General features: G+C 58.0%; 17 protein-coding genes. 8 read left to right on the top strand and 9 right to left on the bottom strand.

What is annotated here, in order from left to right; genetic code table 11:
* Window positions 1–38 precede the first annotated feature (38 nt).
* Window positions 39–1571: an acyl-CoA carboxylase subunit beta gene (locus ACR0CE_RS06355; RefSeq protein ID WP_209597857.1), complete on the bottom strand. Its 1533-nt coding sequence runs from the start codon at window positions 1569–1571 to the stop codon at window positions 39–41.
* A 183-nt stretch (window positions 1572–1754) separates the two neighbouring features.
* Between ACR0CE_RS06355 and ACR0CE_RS06350 the strand changes: the two genes are divergently transcribed.
* Together ACR0CE_RS06350 and ACR0CE_RS06345 are read left to right on the top strand one after the other, a co-directional pair.
* Window positions 1755–2960, top strand: coding sequence for a multidrug effflux MFS transporter (locus tag ACR0CE_RS06350; protein ID WP_480486367.1), 1206 nt, complete (start codon window positions 1755–1757; stop codon window positions 2958–2960).
* Between the two features lie 63 nt (window positions 2961–3023).
* Window positions 3024–4424: a helix-turn-helix domain-containing protein gene (locus tag ACR0CE_RS06345; protein ID WP_480831496.1), complete on the top strand. Its 1401-nt coding sequence runs from the start codon at window positions 3024–3026 to the stop codon at window positions 4422–4424.
* A gap of 74 nt (window positions 4425–4498) precedes the next feature.
* On the opposite strand, the gene ACR0CE_RS06340 is transcribed toward ACR0CE_RS06345, so the two are convergent.
* The 6 genes from ACR0CE_RS06340 to ACR0CE_RS06315 all read right to left on the bottom strand — a co-directional run bounded on the left by ACR0CE_RS06340 (window position 4499) and on the right by ACR0CE_RS06315 (window position 10424).
* Window positions 4499–4738, bottom strand: coding sequence for an HP1242/YdcH family protein (locus ACR0CE_RS06340; protein WP_480481962.1), 240 nt, complete (start codon window positions 4736–4738; stop codon window positions 4499–4501).
* A gap of 251 nt (window positions 4739–4989) precedes the next feature.
* Window positions 4990–6648, bottom strand: coding sequence for a choline dehydrogenase (gene betA / locus ACR0CE_RS06335; protein ID WP_480481964.1), 1659 nt, complete (start codon window positions 6646–6648; stop codon window positions 4990–4992).
* 66 nt (window positions 6649–6714) lie between these two features.
* The gene (gene betC, locus ACR0CE_RS06330; protein WP_480486369.1) at window positions 6715–8223 is read right to left on the bottom strand and encodes a choline-sulfatase; all 1509 of its coding nucleotides are present in this window, start codon (window positions 8221–8223) and stop codon (window positions 6715–6717) included.
* Window positions 8220–8792: a choline-binding transcriptional repressor BetI gene (betI, locus tag ACR0CE_RS06325; protein ID WP_480831494.1), complete on the bottom strand. Its 573-nt coding sequence runs from the start codon at window positions 8790–8792 to the stop codon at window positions 8220–8222. The genes betC and betI overlap by 4 nt, the downstream gene beginning before the upstream one ends.
* A gap of 83 nt (window positions 8793–8875) precedes the next feature.
* Window positions 8876–9784 carry a DMT family transporter gene (locus tag ACR0CE_RS06320; protein ID WP_480831492.1) on the bottom strand — a complete coding sequence of 303 codons (909 nt, stop codon included), beginning with the start codon at window positions 9782–9784 and terminating at the stop codon, window positions 8876–8878.
* Between the two features lie 40 nt (window positions 9785–9824).
* Window positions 9825–10424: a LysE/ArgO family amino acid transporter gene (locus tag ACR0CE_RS06315; RefSeq protein WP_480475813.1), complete on the bottom strand. Its 600-nt coding sequence runs from the start codon at window positions 10422–10424 to the stop codon at window positions 9825–9827.
* Between the two features lie 87 nt (window positions 10425–10511).
* On the opposite strand from ACR0CE_RS06315, the gene ACR0CE_RS06310 reads away from it, so the two are divergent.
* Entirely contained in the window at window positions 10512–11405 is an 894-nt protein-coding gene (locus tag ACR0CE_RS06310) for a LysR family transcriptional regulator ArgP (protein WP_480481970.1), read from the top strand.
* A gap of 27 nt (window positions 11406–11432) precedes the next feature.
* Window positions 11433–12122 carry a nitroreductase family protein gene (locus tag ACR0CE_RS06305; protein WP_480486373.1) on the top strand — a complete coding sequence of 230 codons (690 nt, stop codon included), beginning with the start codon at window positions 11433–11435 and terminating at the stop codon, window positions 12120–12122.
* 25 nt (window positions 12123–12147) lie between these two features.
* Here ACR0CE_RS06305 and ACR0CE_RS06300 read toward each other — a convergent pair whose 3' ends face one another.
* Window positions 12148–13428 (bottom strand): MFS transporter, encoded by a 1281-nt coding sequence (locus ACR0CE_RS06300; RefSeq protein ID WP_480537391.1) that lies wholly within the window; start codon window positions 13426–13428, stop codon window positions 12148–12150.
* A gap of 145 nt (window positions 13429–13573) precedes the next feature.
* Entirely contained in the window at window positions 13574–14314 is a 741-nt protein-coding gene (locus ACR0CE_RS06295) for a YebC/PmpR family DNA-binding transcriptional regulator (RefSeq protein ID WP_480481976.1), read from the bottom strand.
* Between the two features lie 110 nt (window positions 14315–14424).
* On the opposite strand from ACR0CE_RS06295, the gene ACR0CE_RS06290 reads away from it, so the two are divergent.
* The 4 genes from ACR0CE_RS06290 to ACR0CE_RS06275 all read left to right on the top strand — a co-directional run bounded on the left by ACR0CE_RS06290 (window position 14425) and on the right by ACR0CE_RS06275 (window position 18814).
* Window positions 14425–16197, top strand: coding sequence for an SLC13 family permease (locus ACR0CE_RS06290; RefSeq protein WP_480773158.1), 1773 nt, complete (start codon window positions 14425–14427; stop codon window positions 16195–16197).
* Window positions 16198–16213: 16 nt separating this feature from the next.
* Window positions 16214–16948 (top strand): glutamine amidotransferase, encoded by a 735-nt coding sequence (locus ACR0CE_RS06285; RefSeq protein ID WP_480557641.1) that lies wholly within the window; start codon window positions 16214–16216, stop codon window positions 16946–16948.
* A 67-nt stretch (window positions 16949–17015) separates the two neighbouring features.
* A complete protein-coding gene (locus tag ACR0CE_RS06280) occupies window positions 17016–17141 on the top strand; it encodes a hypothetical protein (protein WP_480557642.1) in 126 nt (41 codons plus the stop codon).
* A gap of 11 nt (window positions 17142–17152) precedes the next feature.
* Window positions 17153–18814, top strand: coding sequence for an FAD-binding dehydrogenase (locus ACR0CE_RS06275; protein WP_480831489.1), 1662 nt, complete (start codon window positions 17153–17155; stop codon window positions 18812–18814).
* Window positions 18815–18824 lie beyond the last annotated feature (10 nt).

Below are 18824 nucleotides of genomic sequence, written 5' to 3'. Positions count from 1 at the left end.
AAGATTGAGCGGGGCGGGCCACCCCGCCCCCAGAAGGATCACAGCGGGATATTGTCGTGCTTTTTCCACGGGTTCTTCAGCTGTTTGCCGCGCAAGCTGGCAAATGCCCGGGATACACGACGGCGGGTCGAATGCGGCATGATCACCTCATCGATGAAGCCGCGCTCGGCTGCCACGAAGGGATTTGCAAATCGGTCTTCGTAATCCTTGGTGTGAGATGCGATCTTGTCCGCATCCCCCAGATCGGCGCGGTGAATGATCTCGGTCGCCCCTTTGGCCCCCATGACCGCAATTTCGGCGGTGGGCCAGGCATAGTTGAAATCACCGCGCAAATGCTTGGAGGCCATAACGTCGTAAGCACCACCATAAGCCTTTCGGGTAATCACCGTCACCTTCGGCACGGTTGCCTCGCCATAGGCAAACAGCAACTTGGCCCCATGTTTGATGACGCCGCCATATTCCTGGCTTGTTCCCGGCAGGAAGCCAGGAACATCGACCAGTGTCAGGATCGGGATTTCGAAGCAGTCACAGAAGCGTACAAAGCGCGCAGCCTTGCGCGAGGAGTCGATATCCAGACACCCGGCCAGCACCATCGGCTGGTTTGCGACGACGCCTACGGTCTGACCTTCCAGCCGGATGAACCCGGTAATGATGTTCTTCGCAAAATCTTCCTGAATTTCATAGAAATCGCCCTCGTCCGCCACTTTGGCGATGAGTTCCTTCATATCGTAGGGCGTGTTCGGATTTTCTGGCACAAGAGTGTCCAGCGAAGCCTCGATCCGGCCGGGTTCGTCAAAGAACGGGCGCACGGGCGGCTTTTCGCGGTTGTTGAGGGGCAGGAAATCCACCAGGCGCCGCACCTCGGCCAAAGCTTCGACGTCGTTTTCGAACGCGCCATCAGCGACCGAGGATTTCTTGGTATGGGTCGAGGCCCCCCCCAGTTCCTCGGCAGTCACCACTTCGTTGGTTACGGTCTTCACCACATCCGGGCCGGTCACGAACATGTAAGAGGTGTCTTTGACCATGAAGATAAAGTCGGTCATCGCCGGGCTGTACACCGCGCCACCCGCACAGGGGCCCATGATAACGCTGATCTGCGGCACCACACCCGAGGCCATGATGTTGCGCTGGAACACTTCGGCATACCCCGCCAGCGAAGCCACACCTTCCTGAATGCGCGCGCCGCCCGAATCGTTGATGCCAATCACCGGCGCACCGTTCTGGACCGCCATGTCCATAATCTTGCAAATCTTCTGAGCATGGGTTTCCGACAGCGATCCGCCAAAGACGGTAAAATCCTGGCTGAACACATAAACCATGCGCCCGTTGATCGTGCCCCAACCGGTGACAACACCGTCACCCGCAGGCTTTTGTTTTTCCATCCCGAAATCGGTGCAGCGGTGGCTGACGAACATGTCAAACTCTTCAAAGCTGCCCTCGTCCAACAGCAGTTCGATCCGTTCACGCGCGGTCAGTTTGCCGCGAGCGTGCTGGGCATCGATCCGTTTCTGCCCACCGCCCAGACGCGCGTTATCGCGGCGGCCTTCCAACTCGGAAAGAATGTCTTTCATGACGACTATCCCCTTATAAATTTGACGGGACCCTACCTGTTTGGGCCGCTCATCCAAAGCTATTTTCGGCAAATTTGCAAAATTTCAGCAACAGTAATTTGGATAATTGCAAAACTGCGAATTCTCGCAGGCAATTTTGCGAATGGCTGGCATTCCGTAAATCCACGGCTATACATGTGAACCATGCAGTTCAGCTCTGACGCGGTCCACCGCACACCACCCACATTGGCGACGCTTGTTTTACTCTCGGGCCTGTCCGCCCTGAGCATGAACCTGTTTCTGCCCAGCCTGCCAAACATGGCCGAGTATTTCGAAACCGATTACAAGGTCATGCAGCTGTCGATTGCGCTTTATCTGCTGATCAATGCCATTCTGCAAATTCTTATAGGTCCAATTGCGGATCAGGCAGGACGCAGACCAGTTTTACTGTGGGGCCTTGGCCTGTTCCTGATGGCGACCCTTGGGTGCATCTTCGCCCCCAATGCCACGGTTTTTCTGGCGTTCAGGATGTGTCAGGCGGTAGTGGTCGTCGGTATGGTTCTCAGCCGCGCAGCGGTGCGGGATATGTACGATCAGGACCAAGCTGCCTCGATGATCGGTTATGTGACGATGGGCATGGCCGTGGTTCCGATGATTGGCCCTGCCATCGGCGGCTTGCTAGAAGTGAGTTTCGGCTGGAAAGCGAATTTCTGGCTGCCCTTTGCCGTAGGTTTGCTGACTATGGCACTGACCTATTCGGACTTTGGGGAAACATCGGCAAAGAGCGGCAAAACGCTTGTCCAGCAGTTCAAGGAATACCCCGAACTTTTGACCTCGCCACGGTTCTGGGGATACTCACTGGCTTGCGCCTTCTCATCGGGTTCGTTTTTCGCCTATCTCGGCGGCGCACCTTTCATTGGCACAGAATTGTTCGGGTTGAGCGCGGCGCAGGTTGGCATTTATTTTGGCGCACCAGCAGTTGGGTATTTTGTCGGCAACTTCATGAGCGGGCGTTTTTCAGTGCGGTTCGGTGTGAACCGCATGGTGCTATGGGGAAGCCTGCTCAATGCGTTTGGCGTCGCTGTGTCGGCATTGCTGTTTCTGGCCGACCGTGGAACCGCACTCAGTTTCTTTGGGTTCATGACATTTGTGGGCGTCGGCAATGGCATGGTCATCCCCAACGCAACCTCGGGCGCGCTATCAGTGCGCCCTCGACTGGCTGCAACCGCCTCGGGCCTGAGTGGCGCCATTATGTTAGGTGGCGGCGCCGGGCTGAGCGCCTTGGCAGGTGCCTTGCTGACACGTGAAACCGGCGCGATGCCGCTGCTTTGGCTGATGCTGGCAACAGCCGTTCTGGCGATCGTCGCAATTTCAACTGTCGTACGAAGAGAACGGCAATTGGGGCTGTAACCGCTTGCCCCAATGACTTTGCAAAGTTAACCTCGGAAATTGGAAAACTTGCAAAGGCACCCTATGGCCACCCAAAAGCTCTATGCGGGCGCGAAACTGCGCGAAATGCGGACTCGCCTGACCCTGACGCAGCGCGAATTTGCCGCCAAACTGGGCGTTTCACTGCCTTATCTGAACCAGATGGAGAACAACAACCGGCCGATCTCGACCACGGTTGTGCTGGCTCTGGCGCAGGAATTCGGAATGGATGTTACCGAACTCAGCACCGGCGACAGCGAACGTCTTGTTTCAGACATGCGCGAGGCGCTGGCCGATCCTGTTTTTGCCGACATACAGCCCCCTCTGGCCGATCTGCGCCTGACAGCTTCCAACGCCCCGACCCTGGCGCGCGCGTTTATCGAATTGCACAAAACCTACCGGCAGACACATGAACGCCTTGCCTCGCTGGACGAGGCTTTGGGGCGTGAAGATGCACGTATTCAGGCCAGCCCGTGGGAAGAAGTGCGTGATTTCTTCCACTATTGCGACAACTACATCGACGCCGTGGACAGGGCAGCGGAACTGTTTGCCAACCGCGCCGACGGCCCCGGCGGTATCCGGCAAGCCGCCCTGAGCAGCCTTTCAGAACGCGGAATTCAGGTGGTTTTTTCAGATATGGGCCCCTTGCGCGCTTATGATGTCGACAGCAAAATTCTGCGCCTGTCCTCCCGTGCAGCGCCGCAGACGCAGGTGTTCCAGCTTCTGTTACAGGTTGCGCTGATCAGTCAGGACCAGCTGCTGGAGGCAACGCTGGACTTCGCCAAGTTCCAAAGTGACGAAGCCCGCGCCATCGCCAAGATCGGTCTTGCCAACTATTTCGCTGGTGCCTCTCTGATGCCTTATACCGCGTTTTTGACTGCTGCTCAGGAAGAGCGTCACGATCTGGAGCTGCTCAGCAACCGGTTCGGGGCGTCGGTCGAGCAGGTTGCACATCGGCTGTCGACACTACAGCGTCCCGGCGCCAAGGGTATCCCGTTCTTCTTCGTCCGGGTTGATCAGGCGGGGACGATCACCAAGCGGCACTCGGCCACACGCCTGCAATTTGCACGCTTTGGTGGCGCTTGCCCGCTTTGGAACGTGCATCGGGCCTTTGAAACGCCCGGGCATTTCCTGCGACAGCTGGCGGAAACACCAGATGGCGTTCGCTATATCTCGCTGGCGCGGGATGTCTCAAAATCGGGGGGTTCGTTTGGTGCGCCCGTCAGACGGTACGCCATTGCGTTGGGGTGCGAGGTCCGCCATGCCCCGGCGCTTGTTTATGCTGATAACCTCGACATCAACAATGCCAGCGCTTACGAGCCCATTGGAATTTCCTGCCGCATCTGCGAGCGGCAAACCTGTCACCAGCGTTCGGTTCCGCCGCTGGAACGCCGTCTAAGCATCGACACCCATATTCGCGGCACCCTGCCCTATGAAGTGACCTGATCTTAGTCTGGCGACTAAGCCCTATCAGCGTCACGTCTCTGGGCACGACGGGGGCATAGCCCCCGCCAATGAATTTAAGTCTTGGACAGGATCGCCCAGATCTCATCCTTCAGCGCCGCGCGTTTTTTGCGCAGGTCAACCTCGGCCAGTTCCTCCATGGGTTCGACATTGGTCTCGGCGCGGTGCACTTCGCGGTTGACCTCATGATATTCATCGGCCAGCCGGGCGAAATGCGCATCCGACTGCTTGAGCTGGCTCATCAGTTCAACTTTGTCCGGAAACTCTTCGGCCAGTTCATGCGGGGTGTGAGACATCTCTGTTCGCTCCTTCATTTATCGTTGCAAACCAGTGATAGAAGCGTGACCGGGTTATCGCTTTGACCGGGATCAACTACCCGCAATAATCCCGCGAATTTCAATAAAGCGCCACGCGCATCCTGCCGTGCAGAGGGCAAGTTGTGCTGAAACGTGGCTCAACCTTATCTGGACAAGAACGCTGAACCTTTTCCTAACATGCCCCCGGCAAGCGCTGAATAGCGTATTCAACCGGGAGCAGTTAAGTATCATTATCGCTGCGCGGTTGCCCAGCCGGGGTGGATCCACGGGCGATCATTGGCCTTGGGTAACGGGTCTTTGCCCAGCAGAGAATCCGATACTTTCTCGCCCACCATGATCGAGGGCGCGTTGAGATTGCCGTTGGTGATCTGCGGGAAAATCGAACTGTCCGCGACGCGCAGCCCGTCCACGCCGATGACGCGACCCTCGGGATCGACCACCGCACCTTTGTCATCCGCACGCCCCATCCGGCAGGTGCCACAGGGGTGATAGGCGCTTTCAGCATGTTCCGCGATAAAGGCGTTCAGCTCTTCATCGGTTTGCACAGCGGCACCCGGCTGAATTTCCTTGCCCGCATAGGGTTTGAAAGCGTTTTGTCCAAAGATTTCGCGGGTCAGCCGGATACAGGTGCGGAAGTCTTCCCAATCCTCTTCATGGCTCATGTAGTTGAACTTGATCACCGGCGCGTCTGCGGCTTGCGCAGATCGCAATGTGACCGCCCCGCGTGACGGGGACCGCATCGGGCCGACATGCGCCTGGAACCCGTGCCCCTCTGCCGCCGCCTGTCCGTCATAGCGAACTGCGATCGGCAGGAAGTGGTACTGAATGTCAGGATACTCCACACCCGGCTTAGACCGGATGAATGCCGCGCTTTCAAACTGGTTCGATGCGCCCAAACCTGTCTTGGTAAACAGCCATTGCGCCCCGATCAGACCCTTGCTGAACAGGTTCCAGTGCTTGTAGAGCGTAATCGGCTGTAGCGAAGCCTGTTGAATATACAGCTCCAGATGATCCTGAAGGTTCGCACCCACCCCCGGACGATCCGCAACGACGTTGATCCCATGTTCCGCCAGATGTGCGCCCGGGCCGATACCAGACAGCATAAGCAGTTTGGGCGAGTTGATCGAGGACGCAGCCAGAACGACCTCGCGCCGGGCCTTGATGATCTCTTTCTTGCCGCCACGGATCAATTCCACACCAGTGGCGCGACCGCTTTCCATAACAACCCGAGACGCAAGACCCCGCACGATATCACAATTGTCGCGTTTGAGCGCGGGCTTCAGATAGGCATTTGCCGCCGACCAGCGCCGCCCTTTCCAGACGGTCTGCTCCATCGGGCCAAAGCCTTCCTGCTTTTCTCCGTTATAGTCGCCGGTGACCTCGTATCCCGCTTGCTGGCCTGCATCGACAAAGGCCTGAAACAGTGGGTTTGCGCGTGGACCGCGCGACACGTGCAATGGGCCGTCAGTGCCGCGCCAGGCCGGATCGCCCCCATGGCCGCCGTCATGCCATGTCTCCATGCGTTTGTAATAGGGCAGCACATCCGCATAGGACCAACCGTCAGCCCCCATCTCGGCCCAGGTGTCGAAATCGCGTGCGTGACCGCGCACATAGACCATGCCGTTGATCGACGACGACCCGCCGATCACCTTGCCGCGCGGGCAGGCCAGACGGCGGTTGTTCAGATGCGGTTCGGGCTCGGACTGATATCCCCAGTCATAGCGCGACATGTTCATCGGATAGCTGAGCGCGGCAGGCATCTGGATAAACGGCCCCATGTCGGTGCCACCGTGCTCGATCACAAGGACCGAGGCCCCACCTTCGCTCAGACGATATGCCATTGCGCAGCCTGCGGACCCTGCGCCAACGATGACAAAATCTGCTTCCATATTCACAACTCCTCGCCCGCCGGGTATGACGCCTCCGGCGGGAGTATTTTTAAAAAGATGAAGAGGTTACTCGCCGCGTGGGAACCGGGCGTTTTCCTCGACGATGTTCAGATCCATATGATTGCGCATGTAGCGTTCGGACGCCTTTTGCAGCGGCTGATAATCCCATGGGTAATATCCGCCTTGCCGCAGTGCCTCGTACACGACCCAGCGTCGCGCCTGACTGGCACGGACATCCGCGTCGAAGCGCTCCAAATCCCAGCGGGTCTCGGACTTTGCGCGCAGGGTTTGCAGCGTGCCCGCATGTTCGGGGCTGTCTGCCAGATTGGTCAGTTCATGCGGGTCTGCCTCGAGATCAAACAATTGATCCGGGTCCAGCGCGCATCGATTGTATTTCCACTTGCCATAGCGCAGCGACACCAGCGGCGCATACGATGCCTCGGCCGCGTATTCCATGGCCACAGGTGCGGTTCGTTCCCCGCCTTGCGCCAGCGGCACCAGGTTTTCACCGTCCGTCCATGGGGCGATCTCGGCCATGTCAACACCTGCCAGAGCCCCGAGTGTGGGTGTGACATCGATGGTGGAAACTGGCGTATCGATCCGCCCGGCAGGCAAGTCCGGGGATGAAATCATCAAAGGAACGCGCGCCGAGCCTTCGTAGAAGTTCATTTTGAACCAAAGGCCACGTTCGCCCAGCATGTCACCGTGATCCGAGACGAACAGGATGATCGCCTCTTGCCGTGTCGTTTCGAGCACTTCGAGGATTTCACCGATCTTGTCGTCCAGATAGGAAATATTGGCGAAATAGGCGCGGCGCGACTTTCGGATATCTTCTTGGGTGATGTCGAAGCTACGCCAGTCGTTGGCATCGAAGATCCGCTTGGCGTGAGGATCCTGGTTGTCATAGCCGATATCAGCGATTTCGGGCAGCAGATGCGCGCAATCCTCGTAAAGGTCCCAGTATTTGCGACGGGCGACATAGGGATCATGCGGATGGGTGAAGCTGACCGTCACGCACCATGGGCGGTCATCCTTGCCGCGCGCAAGGTCATACAGTTTGGCCTTGGCGTTATAGGCGACCTCGTCATCATACTCCATCTGGTTGGAAATCTCGGCAACACCCGCGCCGGTCACCGATCCCATGTTGTGATACCACCAGTCGATCCGCTCGCCCGGTTTGCGGTAATCCGGTGTCCAGCCAAAATCGGCCGGGTAGATATCAGTTGTCAGGCGATCCTCAAACCCGTGCATCTGGTCCGGGCCGACAAAGTGCATTTTGCCTGACAGACAGGTGTAATAGCCGGCCCTGCGCAAATGGTGTGCGTAAGTTGGGATATCGCTGCGGAACTCAGCCGCGTTGTCGTAGACGCCGGTGCGTGAGGGTAATTGACCGGACATGAAGCTGGCCCGCCCCGGCGCGCAAAGCGGCGACGCAGTATAAGCGTTGGCAAAGCGGGTCGACCGTTCGGCCAGTTTCTTCAGGTTCGGAGCATGAAGCCAGTCAGCGGGACCGTCGGGAAAGAGGGTTCCGTTCAGCTGATCCACCATCAGGATCAGAATGTTCGGTTTTGTCATTTTTCAGCCTCGAGCAGAGTATCGAGCACGCGCATAGCGTGGTTCACGGCCAATTGCGGTTCTTCCGGGGCGCTGAGCGCTGCGCGAATATAGAGCCCGTCAATCAGGGCAATCATGTTCTCGGCAGCCTCAACCGGATCCAGCATCCTTGGACGCAGGGCATAAACCAGATTCGATCTGATGCGCGCCTGATAGATCTGCCACAATCGCAGCGCGTCACTGTTGGTTTGCGCCAACACATAAAACGTCATCCAGGCGGCAGTCACGTCAGGTGTGAAACACGACGGGGCAAAACAGGCGTGGATAATCGCCTCTGCCCGGTTGCCCGGTTTGGCCGCTTTCAACTGGGCCCTGGCTTCGTCGCTGAAGTCGGCGAGGATCTGACGCATTGCGGCCAGAAATATCTGATCCTTTCCGCCAAAATAATGGTGGGCCAATGCGCTGGACATGCCCGCGCGTTTGGCAATCTGGCTGACAGTTACATCCAGGGATTTCTTGACACCCAGTTCAGCAATCGTCGCTCGAACAATCGCGTCCTTGCGGATCGGCTCCATTCCAACTTTTGGCATCGCTTTCCCCATACAGGTGTCATGCGACCAAGCTAGGATGTTTTTATTGACTCGTCAATCAATGTAAGCGCAGAGATGTCACTTCACAGCTTCGGCGCAATACTGGGAGGCGTCAAGTCCCGACGGTTCAACATGAACTCGCGCCATGAGATGAAGCTTACAGCGCCCAGTATCAGGGTTCCGCCAGCCACGACCCATAGGTCGACACTTTCGTGGAAGATCGCTGCACCCACAAGCGTGGCCCAGATCAACTGCAGGAATGTAACGGGTTGTGTGACGGCCACAGGCGCGGCCTGCAACGCCAATGTCATGAAGTAATGACCTGCGGTCGCAAAGCTGGCCACCAGAAACAGAACCTCGAGTTCTTGCATACTGGGCCGGGTCCAGACGGCAACCGCAAAGGGGATCAAGGCGATGGTTACCCAGATGGACAGATGCGCCACAACAACCGAAGGTGGAACATCGCGGACAAGAAGCTTGGCCAGCAAATAGGACCCGCTTAGCATCAGGGCCGTTCCGAGCATGGCAAGGTGACCTTGTGAGACCTCGCGAAACCCGGGGCGCAGGATAACCAGCACGCCCACCAAGGCGACCAGAATGGCGGCAACCCTGCGAAAAGCCAGCTTCTCGCCCAGAAACAGAGCTGCGCCCAAGGTGACATAAACCGGCGTCATGTAGTTCATGGCAGTGACTTCGGCCAAGGGGATTTGTGTCATGGCGAAAAACCAAAGCATGACAGCTATCGCGTGTACGACACCACGCAAACCGAACAACGTCAGCAGGCGGGGTGTCAGCCGGGTCGCCATGATCGACCGCAAGGCCGGTAACAGAAACACCAATCCCAGCGCATAACGCAGGAATGCGGCCTGGACCGGATTCATCGTCGTGCCCAGAGATTTGACCAATGCGGTCATCACAACAAAGGACAGCCCGGCGGCAAACATCCAGAACATAGCGGCAAGCGGGCGCGACGAAACGGCAAGCGATGTCATGGCTTAGGTTGAACACCGAAACCCTGCCGGGAACAACCCTTCACATGACAACAAGTTTCAGTGCGATACCCAGCATTACGACACCGATCACTGCATCCAGCACCTGCCAGGCGCGCGGGCGCGCAAACACCGGAGACAGAACACCTGCGCCGTATCCAAGTGAAAAGAAGAAGGCAAAGCTGGACGTGACCGCCCCGATGGCAAATCCGACCCGGTCATCATACTGTGCCGAGATGGAACCGATCAGAACCACTGTATCCAGATAGACATGCGGGTTCAGCCAGGTGAAGGCGAGAACGGTAAGCATTGCGGTTTTAAGGCTGGTTCGCGGGCCGTTGCCCGTTTCCATTACCGCGCCACCCCGCAGGGCAGACCCGAAACTGCGCAGCCCATACCACGTCAGAAAAGCGGCCCCGCCAAATCGCAGTACAGGTTCAAACCAGGGGGCTGAATGCGCCAGAGTCCCGAACCCTGTGACGCCTGCAACAATCAAAACCGCGTCAGACATTGAGCAGGTCAGGCACAGAAGAAACACATGTTCACGCCGCAACCCCTGTCGGAGAATAAAGGCGTTCTGTGCCCCGATGGCGAGGATCAGACTGAAACCCAGCGCGAAACCGGCGATCATGGACGTGGGCATGGGACCTCCTGCTATTGCAAGACGTTGACTAAGATCGTCGGTGCGATCTATCAAATTAAAGATGTTATCCCGAGTTAAGCCTGACTAATGTTGCTGGATCCTCTTCACCTGTCCGCTTTGTCTGCCATTCTGCGTCATGGCAGCTTTGATGCGGCTGCGGCAGAGCTGGCGGTGACGCCCTCGGCGATATCCCAGCGGATCAGGGCGCTTGAGGATCGGATTGGAGCCACCCTGATACATCGGAGCACCCCTTGCACCGGAACGCCCGCCGGGCTGCGCATCGCCCGTTACGCGGAAGATGTCGGACTGCTTGAGGCACAGCTGGTTCGAGAGCTTACGCTGGAGCAGGAATCAAGGTCCGCCCGCGTCCGCATTGCCGTACCGGCAGACAGTCTGGCCACCTGGTTTGTTGATGCGATGGCGCAGGTGCCTGACATGCTGTTCGATCTGGTGATCGACGATCAGGATCACTCCGCAGACTGGCTGCGGCGGGGCGAGGTAAGCGCCGCCGTCACCGTTGGCGGCCAGACAGTGACCGGGTGCGACGCGATCCCATTGGGCGTGTTGCGGTACCTGCCAACGGCCAGCCCGGAATTCATCAACACCTGGTTTCGGGACAAAGTGACCGAGGCAGAACTGGGCAAGGCACCCTGCCTGGTTTTCAACCAAAAGGACGGGCTGCAAAGGGCATGGATTGTTCAGCACACTGGCAAACGCCTTTCCCCCCCGTCTCATTTCCTGCCTTCTTCACACGGATTTGTGGACGCGGCGATTGCCGGGCTTGGGTGGGGCATGAACCCCGCGGCTCTGGTGCGGGAGGTTCTGAAACAAGGGCTGTTGCGCCCCATCGTGCCCGATGCACCGCTGGATGTCGCGCTGAGCTGGCAGGTTGGGCGTGTTCTTGCGCCCGCACTCAAACCTCTGACCCAGGCTGTCAAACGTGCATCAGAACGGATTTTGCTTCCGCCTCAAAGCAGCTAAACAGACACGACATTTTCGGAGGGACCGATGTTCTCACGTGACGCTCTTGGCTATGACCCTATTCCCCTGCCAGACCGATGCGACATCAGCGATACAGACATGCTGGGCGCGGCGCAGGCATTTTATGAAAAGATGCGTCAGCGTCATACTATCCGGGATTTCAGCCCCCGCCCCGTTGCCCGTGAGGTAATCGAAACCAGTCTGCGCACTGCGGGTACCGCCCCGTCAGGCGCCAATCACCAACCCTGGCATTTTGCAGCCATCTCGGACCCTGCCCTGAAACACCGCATCCGGGAAGAAGCCGAAGAAGAAGAACGCCGGTTCTACGCAGGTGGCGCCGGGGATGAATGGATCAAGGCGCTGGAGCCCATCGGCACCAACGCGGTCAAAGAACATCTGACAATCGCCCCCTGGCTGATCGTGGTTTTTGCCCAGCGCTGGGGGCAATTCGAGGATGGAACGCGGTACAAGAACTACTACGTCCCGGAAAGTGTGAACATTGCCACCGGCTTTCTGATTGCCGCGCTGCATCACGCGGGCCTCAGCACCCTGACCCACACCCCAAACCCGATGCGGTTTCTGAACGACGCGCTGGACCGGCCCGCGTCGGAAAAACCAACCATGATTATCGCGGTGGGACACCCGTCAGAAGGAGCGACTGTGCCTGCTGTGGCAAAACTCAAGAAACCCCTGGAAGAGATTTCATCCTTCTTCTGAGGCTTTCGCGACGCTCGCCAAAAACTCAATTCGAGGGCTGTTCCGCCTTTTTCCGTTCTGGTTGCATCATGCGGTAGCAGTTTATACAGGACACCAGACTGGCGACGACGATGAATGCGACGGCCATCGCGACCTCGTGCATATGGGCGACAGCGGCAAGGCCCGCAGACAACAACACCGCGGTTAAACGCGCGAACGCCTTGACCGCCGCCGATCCCCGCACCCGCTGCTCTTTGGGTGCCACATCCAGAAAATAGAGCTTGCGCGCACTGCTGATCCCGGTCACCGCAACGGTGACAATGAACAGCGCAATTGCATGCAAATGAACCTGATGGTCAATGCCCAAATAGTGGAACACCAAAAGGACACTGCCTGTTGCGGCGACCATCAATGTCCCGACCACCATGACCGCACGATGGGATTTCATGTTGATGGTTTGCCACAGAGGACCCGATACAAGATATCCCGAAGCGGAAGAAACGATCATCGCGGTCAATCCCTGTGTCGAGCTGTGATGCGCTTCGGCTGCGATGAGAGCGAAGAACGGAACAGACAGCGACACAGCAACCAAGGGCAGACGCATGATCATATACCGCCGGAACCATTGGTATTCGAACATGTCCAGAATACCCTTGATATTCGCCTTAATCGAAATGCCCCTTTCGGACTTCTGCGGCGTCGTCGGTGCACCCTCACGCACGGTTTCCGTCATCGCCAGCATGAACAGACCCGACAGCAGGAAGAATAAAACCGAAACGCCAATCATGACTGAATGGCGCGAAAAGGGTGGATTATCCTTGGTGAACTGATGCACCAGCAACGCAAGGCCAATGGCACATAGCCCCCCGGCACCAAGTTGCAGGTATTGCATGACCATGCGCGAACGCGCCTGAACGTGGTCCCCGAGCAGATCCGTAAGCATCAGGGTCTGCACTTCGCTGACAAGCCCGATCACCAGAAATACAGACAGGAAAACCGCCGCGATCAATGGGACAGCCCCGGTTGCGGCCGCAGCGATTGCCAGAACCAGACAGGCGCCAATGACCGCTTCGGTCAGCGCAATTGCACGTTTCTTCTTGCTTCTTGCCGCAACGGGTTGCGCTAAAAAGAAGTCCGCAATTAAACAACCGACCATCCGCACCGACACCAGCGCCCCCGCCACAAACATCGGCAACTCGAAGGAAACGGCTAAAAACGGCAAAACAACCGACGGGCTGCCGAGCGTCCACGCGACCTGAGACAGGATACTTTGCCCGGCCAGGACGGGCACGTTGCGCTTGGTCTGATCGGAAGTTTCGGATGTCATTCGTACTGTGTCTTCGTGTTTTCTGTATTTCCCGCACTTTCAGCCTAAGCGCATCGACTGTTTCAGCCAATAATTCAATAAAACCATCAAAAACCAAAAAACCCGGCCGTTGCGACCGGGTTTCAATGAGCTGGTATGGGTCAGCTTAAAGCTGCGCCATGACCTCATCGGTGGCTTCGAAGTTGGTCGTGACACGCTGCACATCGTCATCGTCTTCCAGCGCATCGACCAGCTTCATCAACTTTTGCATGTCCTCAAGGCCCAGTTCCGTCGTTGTGGTCGGTTTCCAGACCAACTTGGTGGATTCCGATTCTCCAAGCGCGGTTTCCAATGCAGAGGAGACATCGTTCAGATCAGTATCCGCGCACCAGATGATGTGACCGTCTTCCGAGCTTTCGACGTCTTCGGCTCCGGCCTCGATGGCGGCCTCAAAAATCGTGTCGGCATCACCAGCATCTGCCGGGTAAATGACCTCACCCTTGCGGTCAAACATGAACCCAACCGAGCCGGTCTCGCCCAGATTGCCACCGTTCTTCGAGAACGTGGAACGAACGGTCGATGCGGTCCGGTTGCGGTTGTCGGTCATGGTTTCGACAATTACCGCAACACCATTGGGCCCATAGCCCTCATAGCGGATTTCTTCGTAATCGTCGCCTTCACCCGCTTGGGATTTCTTGATCGCACGGTCGATCACGTCCTTGGGGACCGAGTTCGACTTGGCTTCTTTCACCGCCAGACGCAGGCGCGGGTTCTTGTCGGGATCGGGGTCGCCCATCTTGGCGGCCACGGTGATCTCTTTCGACAGTTTGGAAAACAGTTTGGACCGCGCGGCGTCCTGACGCCCCTTGCGGTGCTGGATGTTGGCCCATTTGGAGTGGCCTGCCATAGTGCGTCCTCGTCATCATGTTTGCGTGTTCGGCGCTCATATAGACGTTTGCGGGGGGCAGGATCAAGAGAGCGGCTTGCGACGACCTCTCCGCCTTGTATGGTGACGGCATGACGACAGATCAGATCATACTTTTTGCCCTTTTCATCACTGTCTTCGGAATGCTGCTTTGGGGTCGGTTTCGATACGACCTTGTGGCTTTTGCCGCGCTTATGATCGGCGTCGTGCTGGGTGTTGTGCCGGTGGGTGGCGCCTTTGCGGGCTTTGGCCACCCGGCGACCATTATCGTCGCGCTGGTGCTTGTGGTCTCTGCCGGTTTGGTCAGGTCGGGTGCGGTCTTTCTGATCACCCGCACTCTGGTTGATGCGTCACGCGGGCTGGGCGCGCATATTGCCCTGATGGGCGGGATCAGTGCGATTCTGTCGGCCTTCATGAACAATGTCGCGGCGCTTGCCCTGCTGATGCCCGTGGATATTCAGACCGCGCGCAAAGCGGGTCGCCCCCCCGGCCTGTCCCTGATGCCGCTGAGCTTTGCTACCATTCTGGGGGGCATGGTCACCCTGATCGGCACCCCGCCGAATATCATCATCGCTTCGATCCGGCAGGAAACGCTGGGCGAGCCGTTTCACATGTTCGATTTCGCCCCTGTTGGTGGAATAGCAGCGATTGCCGGTCTGGCATTTGTCGCGCTGATCGGATGGCGATTGATCCCCAATCGCGGCGTGCAACAAGAAACATCCGAGGTACTGGCCGAATACATTGCCGAACTGACGATCCCGCCGGGCTCTGCCCATATCGGCAAACGGGTCAGCGAGCTTTATGAAACGGCCGAAAAATCCGACGTGGCTATCATCGGCCTGATCCGGGATGGGAAACGGCGATATGGCCGGTCAACCCATGCCACATTGAACGATGGCGACGCGCTGGTGCTTGAAGCGCGCCCCGAAGCACTGGACGAATTCCGTTCTGCGCTGAAACTGGATTTTTCGGACACGCGACGGCAGGAGCTGCTGACGGCTGAAGGCGAAGGTCTGGAAGTAATCGAAGTGGTCGTTCCCGAAAGCGCGCGCATAACCGGCCGTACTGCGCAGGGTATCGGGTTGGCCTGGCGCCAAAGTACCGTCCTGATGGGCATCTCGCGTCAGGGTCGTCAGATCACCGAACAGGTTCGCAAGACCGAGGTTCAACCGGGAGACATCCTTCTGCTGCTTTGCCCTCGTGATCGCAGCGCTGATGTGACCGATTGGCTGGGGTGTCTGCCACTGGCCGAACGCGGATTGAACGTGACGGCAAACGATAAGGCCTGGTTGGCCATCGGTCTGTTTGCCGCTGCCGTCTTTGCGGCCAGCGTCGGGTTGATTTACCTTCCAGTCGCATTGGGGCTTGTCGTCATTGCCTATGTGCTGACCAAGGTCATGCCAATCACGGAGATCTATAACCACATCGAATGGCCCGTTGTCGTGCTGCTGGGTTCGATGATCCCACTGGGCAGCGCTTTGGAAACATCCGGCGGCACCGAGCTGATTGCCAATGCGCTGATTCAGCTGACCGACGGTCTGCCTGCATGGGCGATCCTGACGGTACTGATGGTCGTGACGATGACCTTGTCGGATGTACTGAACAACACCGCCACCGCCATCGTCGCGGCCCCGGTGGGCATCCAGATGGCCCAAACGCTCGGGGTGTCGCCCGACCCTTTCCTGATGACCGTTGCCGTTGCGGCTTCGGCTGCGTTCCTGACGCCTATCGGTCACAAGAACAACACGCTGGTTCTGGGCCCCGGCGGCTATCATTTTGGCGACTACTGGCGCATGGGCCTGCCGCTGGAGGCTCTGATCATCGCGGTTTCCGTCCCCGCCATCCTTGTCTTTTGGCCGCTGTGACGGGTAAAGGCTGATCATGAAACGCTTTTTGATCCTGCAACTGCGCCCGGAAACGGATGCCTCCGACGCAGAATTTGCTTCGATCCTGAACCGCAGCGGGTTGTCGCCCGAACGCACGCATCGCATCCGTCTGGATCGCGAAGACCTGCCAGAAGGGCTGAAAGTCGCGGACTATGCGGGGGTAATTGTAGGCGGTGGGCCGGGATGCGTCAGTGATGACCCCGCAACCAAATCCGCGACGGATGCGCGGATCGAAGCCGCAATCCTGGGTTTGATGCCGCAGATTACCGCGCAGGATCATCCCTTCATGGGGTGCTGCTATGGCCTTGGTATTCTGGCGGTACATTTGGATGGCAACGTCAGCAAAGCCCGGTATGGCGAGCCTGTGGGACCGTCCAGGTGCCGCCTGACCCCCGAAGGACAACAAGACCCATTGACCGCAGAATTGGACGCCACCTTTGATGCGTTTGTTGGCCACAAAGAAGCGGTTCAAACCCTGCCCGAGGGCTGCGTTCACCTTGTTGCGTCCGACCCCTGCCCGTTTCAGATGATCCGCTGGGGCCGGAACGTCTATGCCACTCAGTTCCATCCGGAAGCCGATGCCAAAGACTTTGAACAGCGCATCAACATCTACAGGAACCACGGTTACTTCCCGCCCGAGGACGCGCAGAAACTGATCGACCACTGCCATTCGGCAGAGGTTACGCAGCCCGGCGAAATCCTGCGCCGTTTCGTCCAGCGATACGAGTGACCCAACGGCGCGGTTGCCTGCGCCATTCCGCCTCGCTTAGGCTGATCTGACTCAACTTTGCGAGGGGATGATTGCGGATCATCAGGTTGCCATTGCCGGCCGCCTTGTTTTGCTGGCACTGCTTTCGGCCATCTTTGGCATCATATTGCCTGCCGTGGATCTGCCGTTCACCGCATTGTTCCGCCGCCGCTGAAAGGAGTGTTCATGACAAACAATACTGCAGATGCGATTATCGTCGGTTCCGGGTTGGCCGGGCTGGCCGCTGCGGCGGAACTGGGCGACCGGGGCAAGAAGGTGATCATTGTCGATCAGGAACCCGAAACCTTTTTGGGCGGTCAGGCGTTCTGGAGCCTTGGAGGCCTGTTCATGGTCGACACCCCCGAACAGCGCCGCATGGGTATACGCGACAGCCACGAATTGGCGCTACGCGACTGGATGGGCAGCGCCCAATTTGACCGTGGCGAAGACGCATGGCCCCGCAAATGGGCCGAAGCCTATATAGAGTTTGCCGCTGGCGAAATGCGGCCATGGCTGCACGAAATGGGCCTGCGCTGGTTTCCGGTCGTTGGCTGGGCCGAACGTGGCGGGTCTTATGCGACTGGGCATGGTAACTCGGTCCCGCGCTTTCATATCACATGGGGCACTGGCCCCGGCGTTCTGGAACAATTTATCCGACGCGTCCGCGACCATGTCAGCGCCGGATTGATCCAGATGAAGTTCCGCCACCAGGTCAGCCATATCATCATGCAGAACGGAACCGCCAAAGGTGTGTCCGGAGAAATTCTGGCCGATGACACCGCCCAGCGCGGTAGCAAAACCAACCGCGATGAGGTTGGCGAGTTCGAAGTTTATGCCCCATCAATCATTGTCACGTCCGGCGGTATTGGCGGCAATTTTGACATGGTGCGTCAAAACTGGCCACGGGACCGTTTGGGTGAGCCGCCCAAAGATATGGTTGCAGGGGCACCCTTTCACGTCGATGGCCGCATGATCGCAATCAGCGAAAAGGCGGGCGGCCATGTCATCAACGGTGATCGGATGTGGCACTACACCGAAGGCGTGCGCAACTGGGACCCGATCTGGCCCGCCCACGGTATTCGTATCCTGCCCGGCCCAAGCTCAATGTGGTTTGACGCCAGGGGTAACCGCCTTGCTCCGCCGTGCCTGCCCGGGTTCGACACTTTGGGGACACTGCGTGAGATTCTGAAAACCGGGTATGAATACAGCTGGTTTGTTCTGACCCAGAAGGTGATCAAAAAGGAATTTGCGCTGTCCGGGTCGGAACAAAACCCCGACTTCACTTCGGGCAGCTGGAAAGAGGTTATCCGCCAACGCATTCTGTCAGGTTCCAGCGCAACTGCTCCGGTTGAGGCGTTCAAGGAAAAGGGTGAGGACTTTGTTGTTGCAAAAACGCTGACTGAACTGGTCAACGGCATGAACCATCTGGGCGACACTCCGATAGACGAGGCTCAAATGCGTGCCCAGATCGAAGCCCGGGATTCTCAGGTCGACAACCCCTTTTCGAAAGATGCGCAGATGATGGCGATCCTTGCCGCGCGCAATTACCGCGGAGATAAACTGATCCGCACAGCCAAACCGCATAAGTTTCTGGATCCGGCCAACGGCCCGCTGATTGCCGTCAAGCTGCATATTCTGACACGCAAATCTCTGGGTGGGTTGCAGACCAATCTGGACAGTCAGATGATTGGATCAGACGGCAATGTCGTACCGGGCCTGTTCGCTGCTGGCGAAGTCGCCGGATTCGGCGGTGGCGGCTATCACGGCTACAACGCGCTGGAGGGCACATTCCTGGGCGGCTGCATCTTTTCCGGTCGCAATGCCGGGCGTTCAAGGGCCGTCGCCTGACGCACTTTCC

It is taken from the genome of Ruegeria sp. L11 (assembly GCF_056531755.1).
The sequence above is the reverse complement of the archived record's forward strand: the minus strand, read 5'-3'. Positions and strand labels throughout refer to the sequence as shown.

Excerpts from the sequence above, each read along its gene's own strand:
- ACR0CE_RS06290 (WP_480773158.1), top strand. The coding sequence starts at position 14,425 with ATGACGACAGATCAGATCATACTTTTTGCCCTTTTCATCACTGTCTTC.
- ACR0CE_RS06355 (WP_209597857.1), bottom strand. The coding sequence starts at position 1,571 with ATGAAAGACATTCTTTCCGAGTTGGAAGGCCGCCGCGATAACGCGCGT.
- ACR0CE_RS06305 (WP_480486373.1), top strand. The coding sequence starts at position 11,433 with ATGTTCTCACGTGACGCTCTTGGCTATGACCCTATTCCCCTGCCAGAC.
- ACR0CE_RS06320 (WP_480831492.1), bottom strand. The coding sequence starts at position 9,784 with ATGACATCGCTTGCCGTTTCGTCGCGCCCGCTTGCCGCTATGTTCTGG.
- ACR0CE_RS06275 (WP_480831489.1), top strand. The coding sequence starts at position 17,153 with ATGACAAACAATACTGCAGATGCGATTATCGTCGGTTCCGGGTTGGCC.
- betC (WP_480486369.1), bottom strand. The coding sequence starts at position 8,223 with ATGACAAAACCGAACATTCTGATCCTGATGGTGGATCAGCTGAACGGA.
- ACR0CE_RS06295 (WP_480481976.1), bottom strand. The coding sequence starts at position 14,314 with ATGGCAGGCCACTCCAAATGGGCCAACATCCAGCACCGCAAGGGGCGT.
- ACR0CE_RS06350 (WP_480486367.1), top strand. The coding sequence starts at position 1,755 with ATGCAGTTCAGCTCTGACGCGGTCCACCGCACACCACCCACATTGGCG.
- ACR0CE_RS06300 (WP_480537391.1), bottom strand. The coding sequence starts at position 13,428 with ATGACATCCGAAACTTCCGATCAGACCAAGCGCAACGTGCCCGTCCTG.
- betI (WP_480831494.1), bottom strand. The coding sequence starts at position 8,792 with ATGCCAAAAGTTGGAATGGAGCCGATCCGCAAGGACGCGATTGTTCGA.
- ACR0CE_RS06340 (WP_480481962.1), bottom strand. The coding sequence starts at position 4,738 with ATGTCTCACACCCCGCATGAACTGGCCGAAGAGTTTCCGGACAAAGTT.
- ACR0CE_RS06345 (WP_480831496.1), top strand. The coding sequence starts at position 3,024 with ATGGCCACCCAAAAGCTCTATGCGGGCGCGAAACTGCGCGAAATGCGG.
- ACR0CE_RS06280 (WP_480557642.1), top strand. The coding sequence starts at position 17,016 with ATGATTGCGGATCATCAGGTTGCCATTGCCGGCCGCCTTGTTTTGCTG.
- ACR0CE_RS06315 (WP_480475813.1), bottom strand. The coding sequence starts at position 10,424 with ATGCCCACGTCCATGATCGCCGGTTTCGCGCTGGGTTTCAGTCTGATC.
- betA (WP_480481964.1), bottom strand. The coding sequence starts at position 6,648 with ATGGAAGCAGATTTTGTCATCGTTGGCGCAGGGTCCGCAGGCTGCGCA.
- ACR0CE_RS06285 (WP_480557641.1), top strand. The coding sequence starts at position 16,214 with ATGAAACGCTTTTTGATCCTGCAACTGCGCCCGGAAACGGATGCCTCC.
- ACR0CE_RS06310 (WP_480481970.1), top strand. The coding sequence starts at position 10,512 with ATGTTGCTGGATCCTCTTCACCTGTCCGCTTTGTCTGCCATTCTGCGT.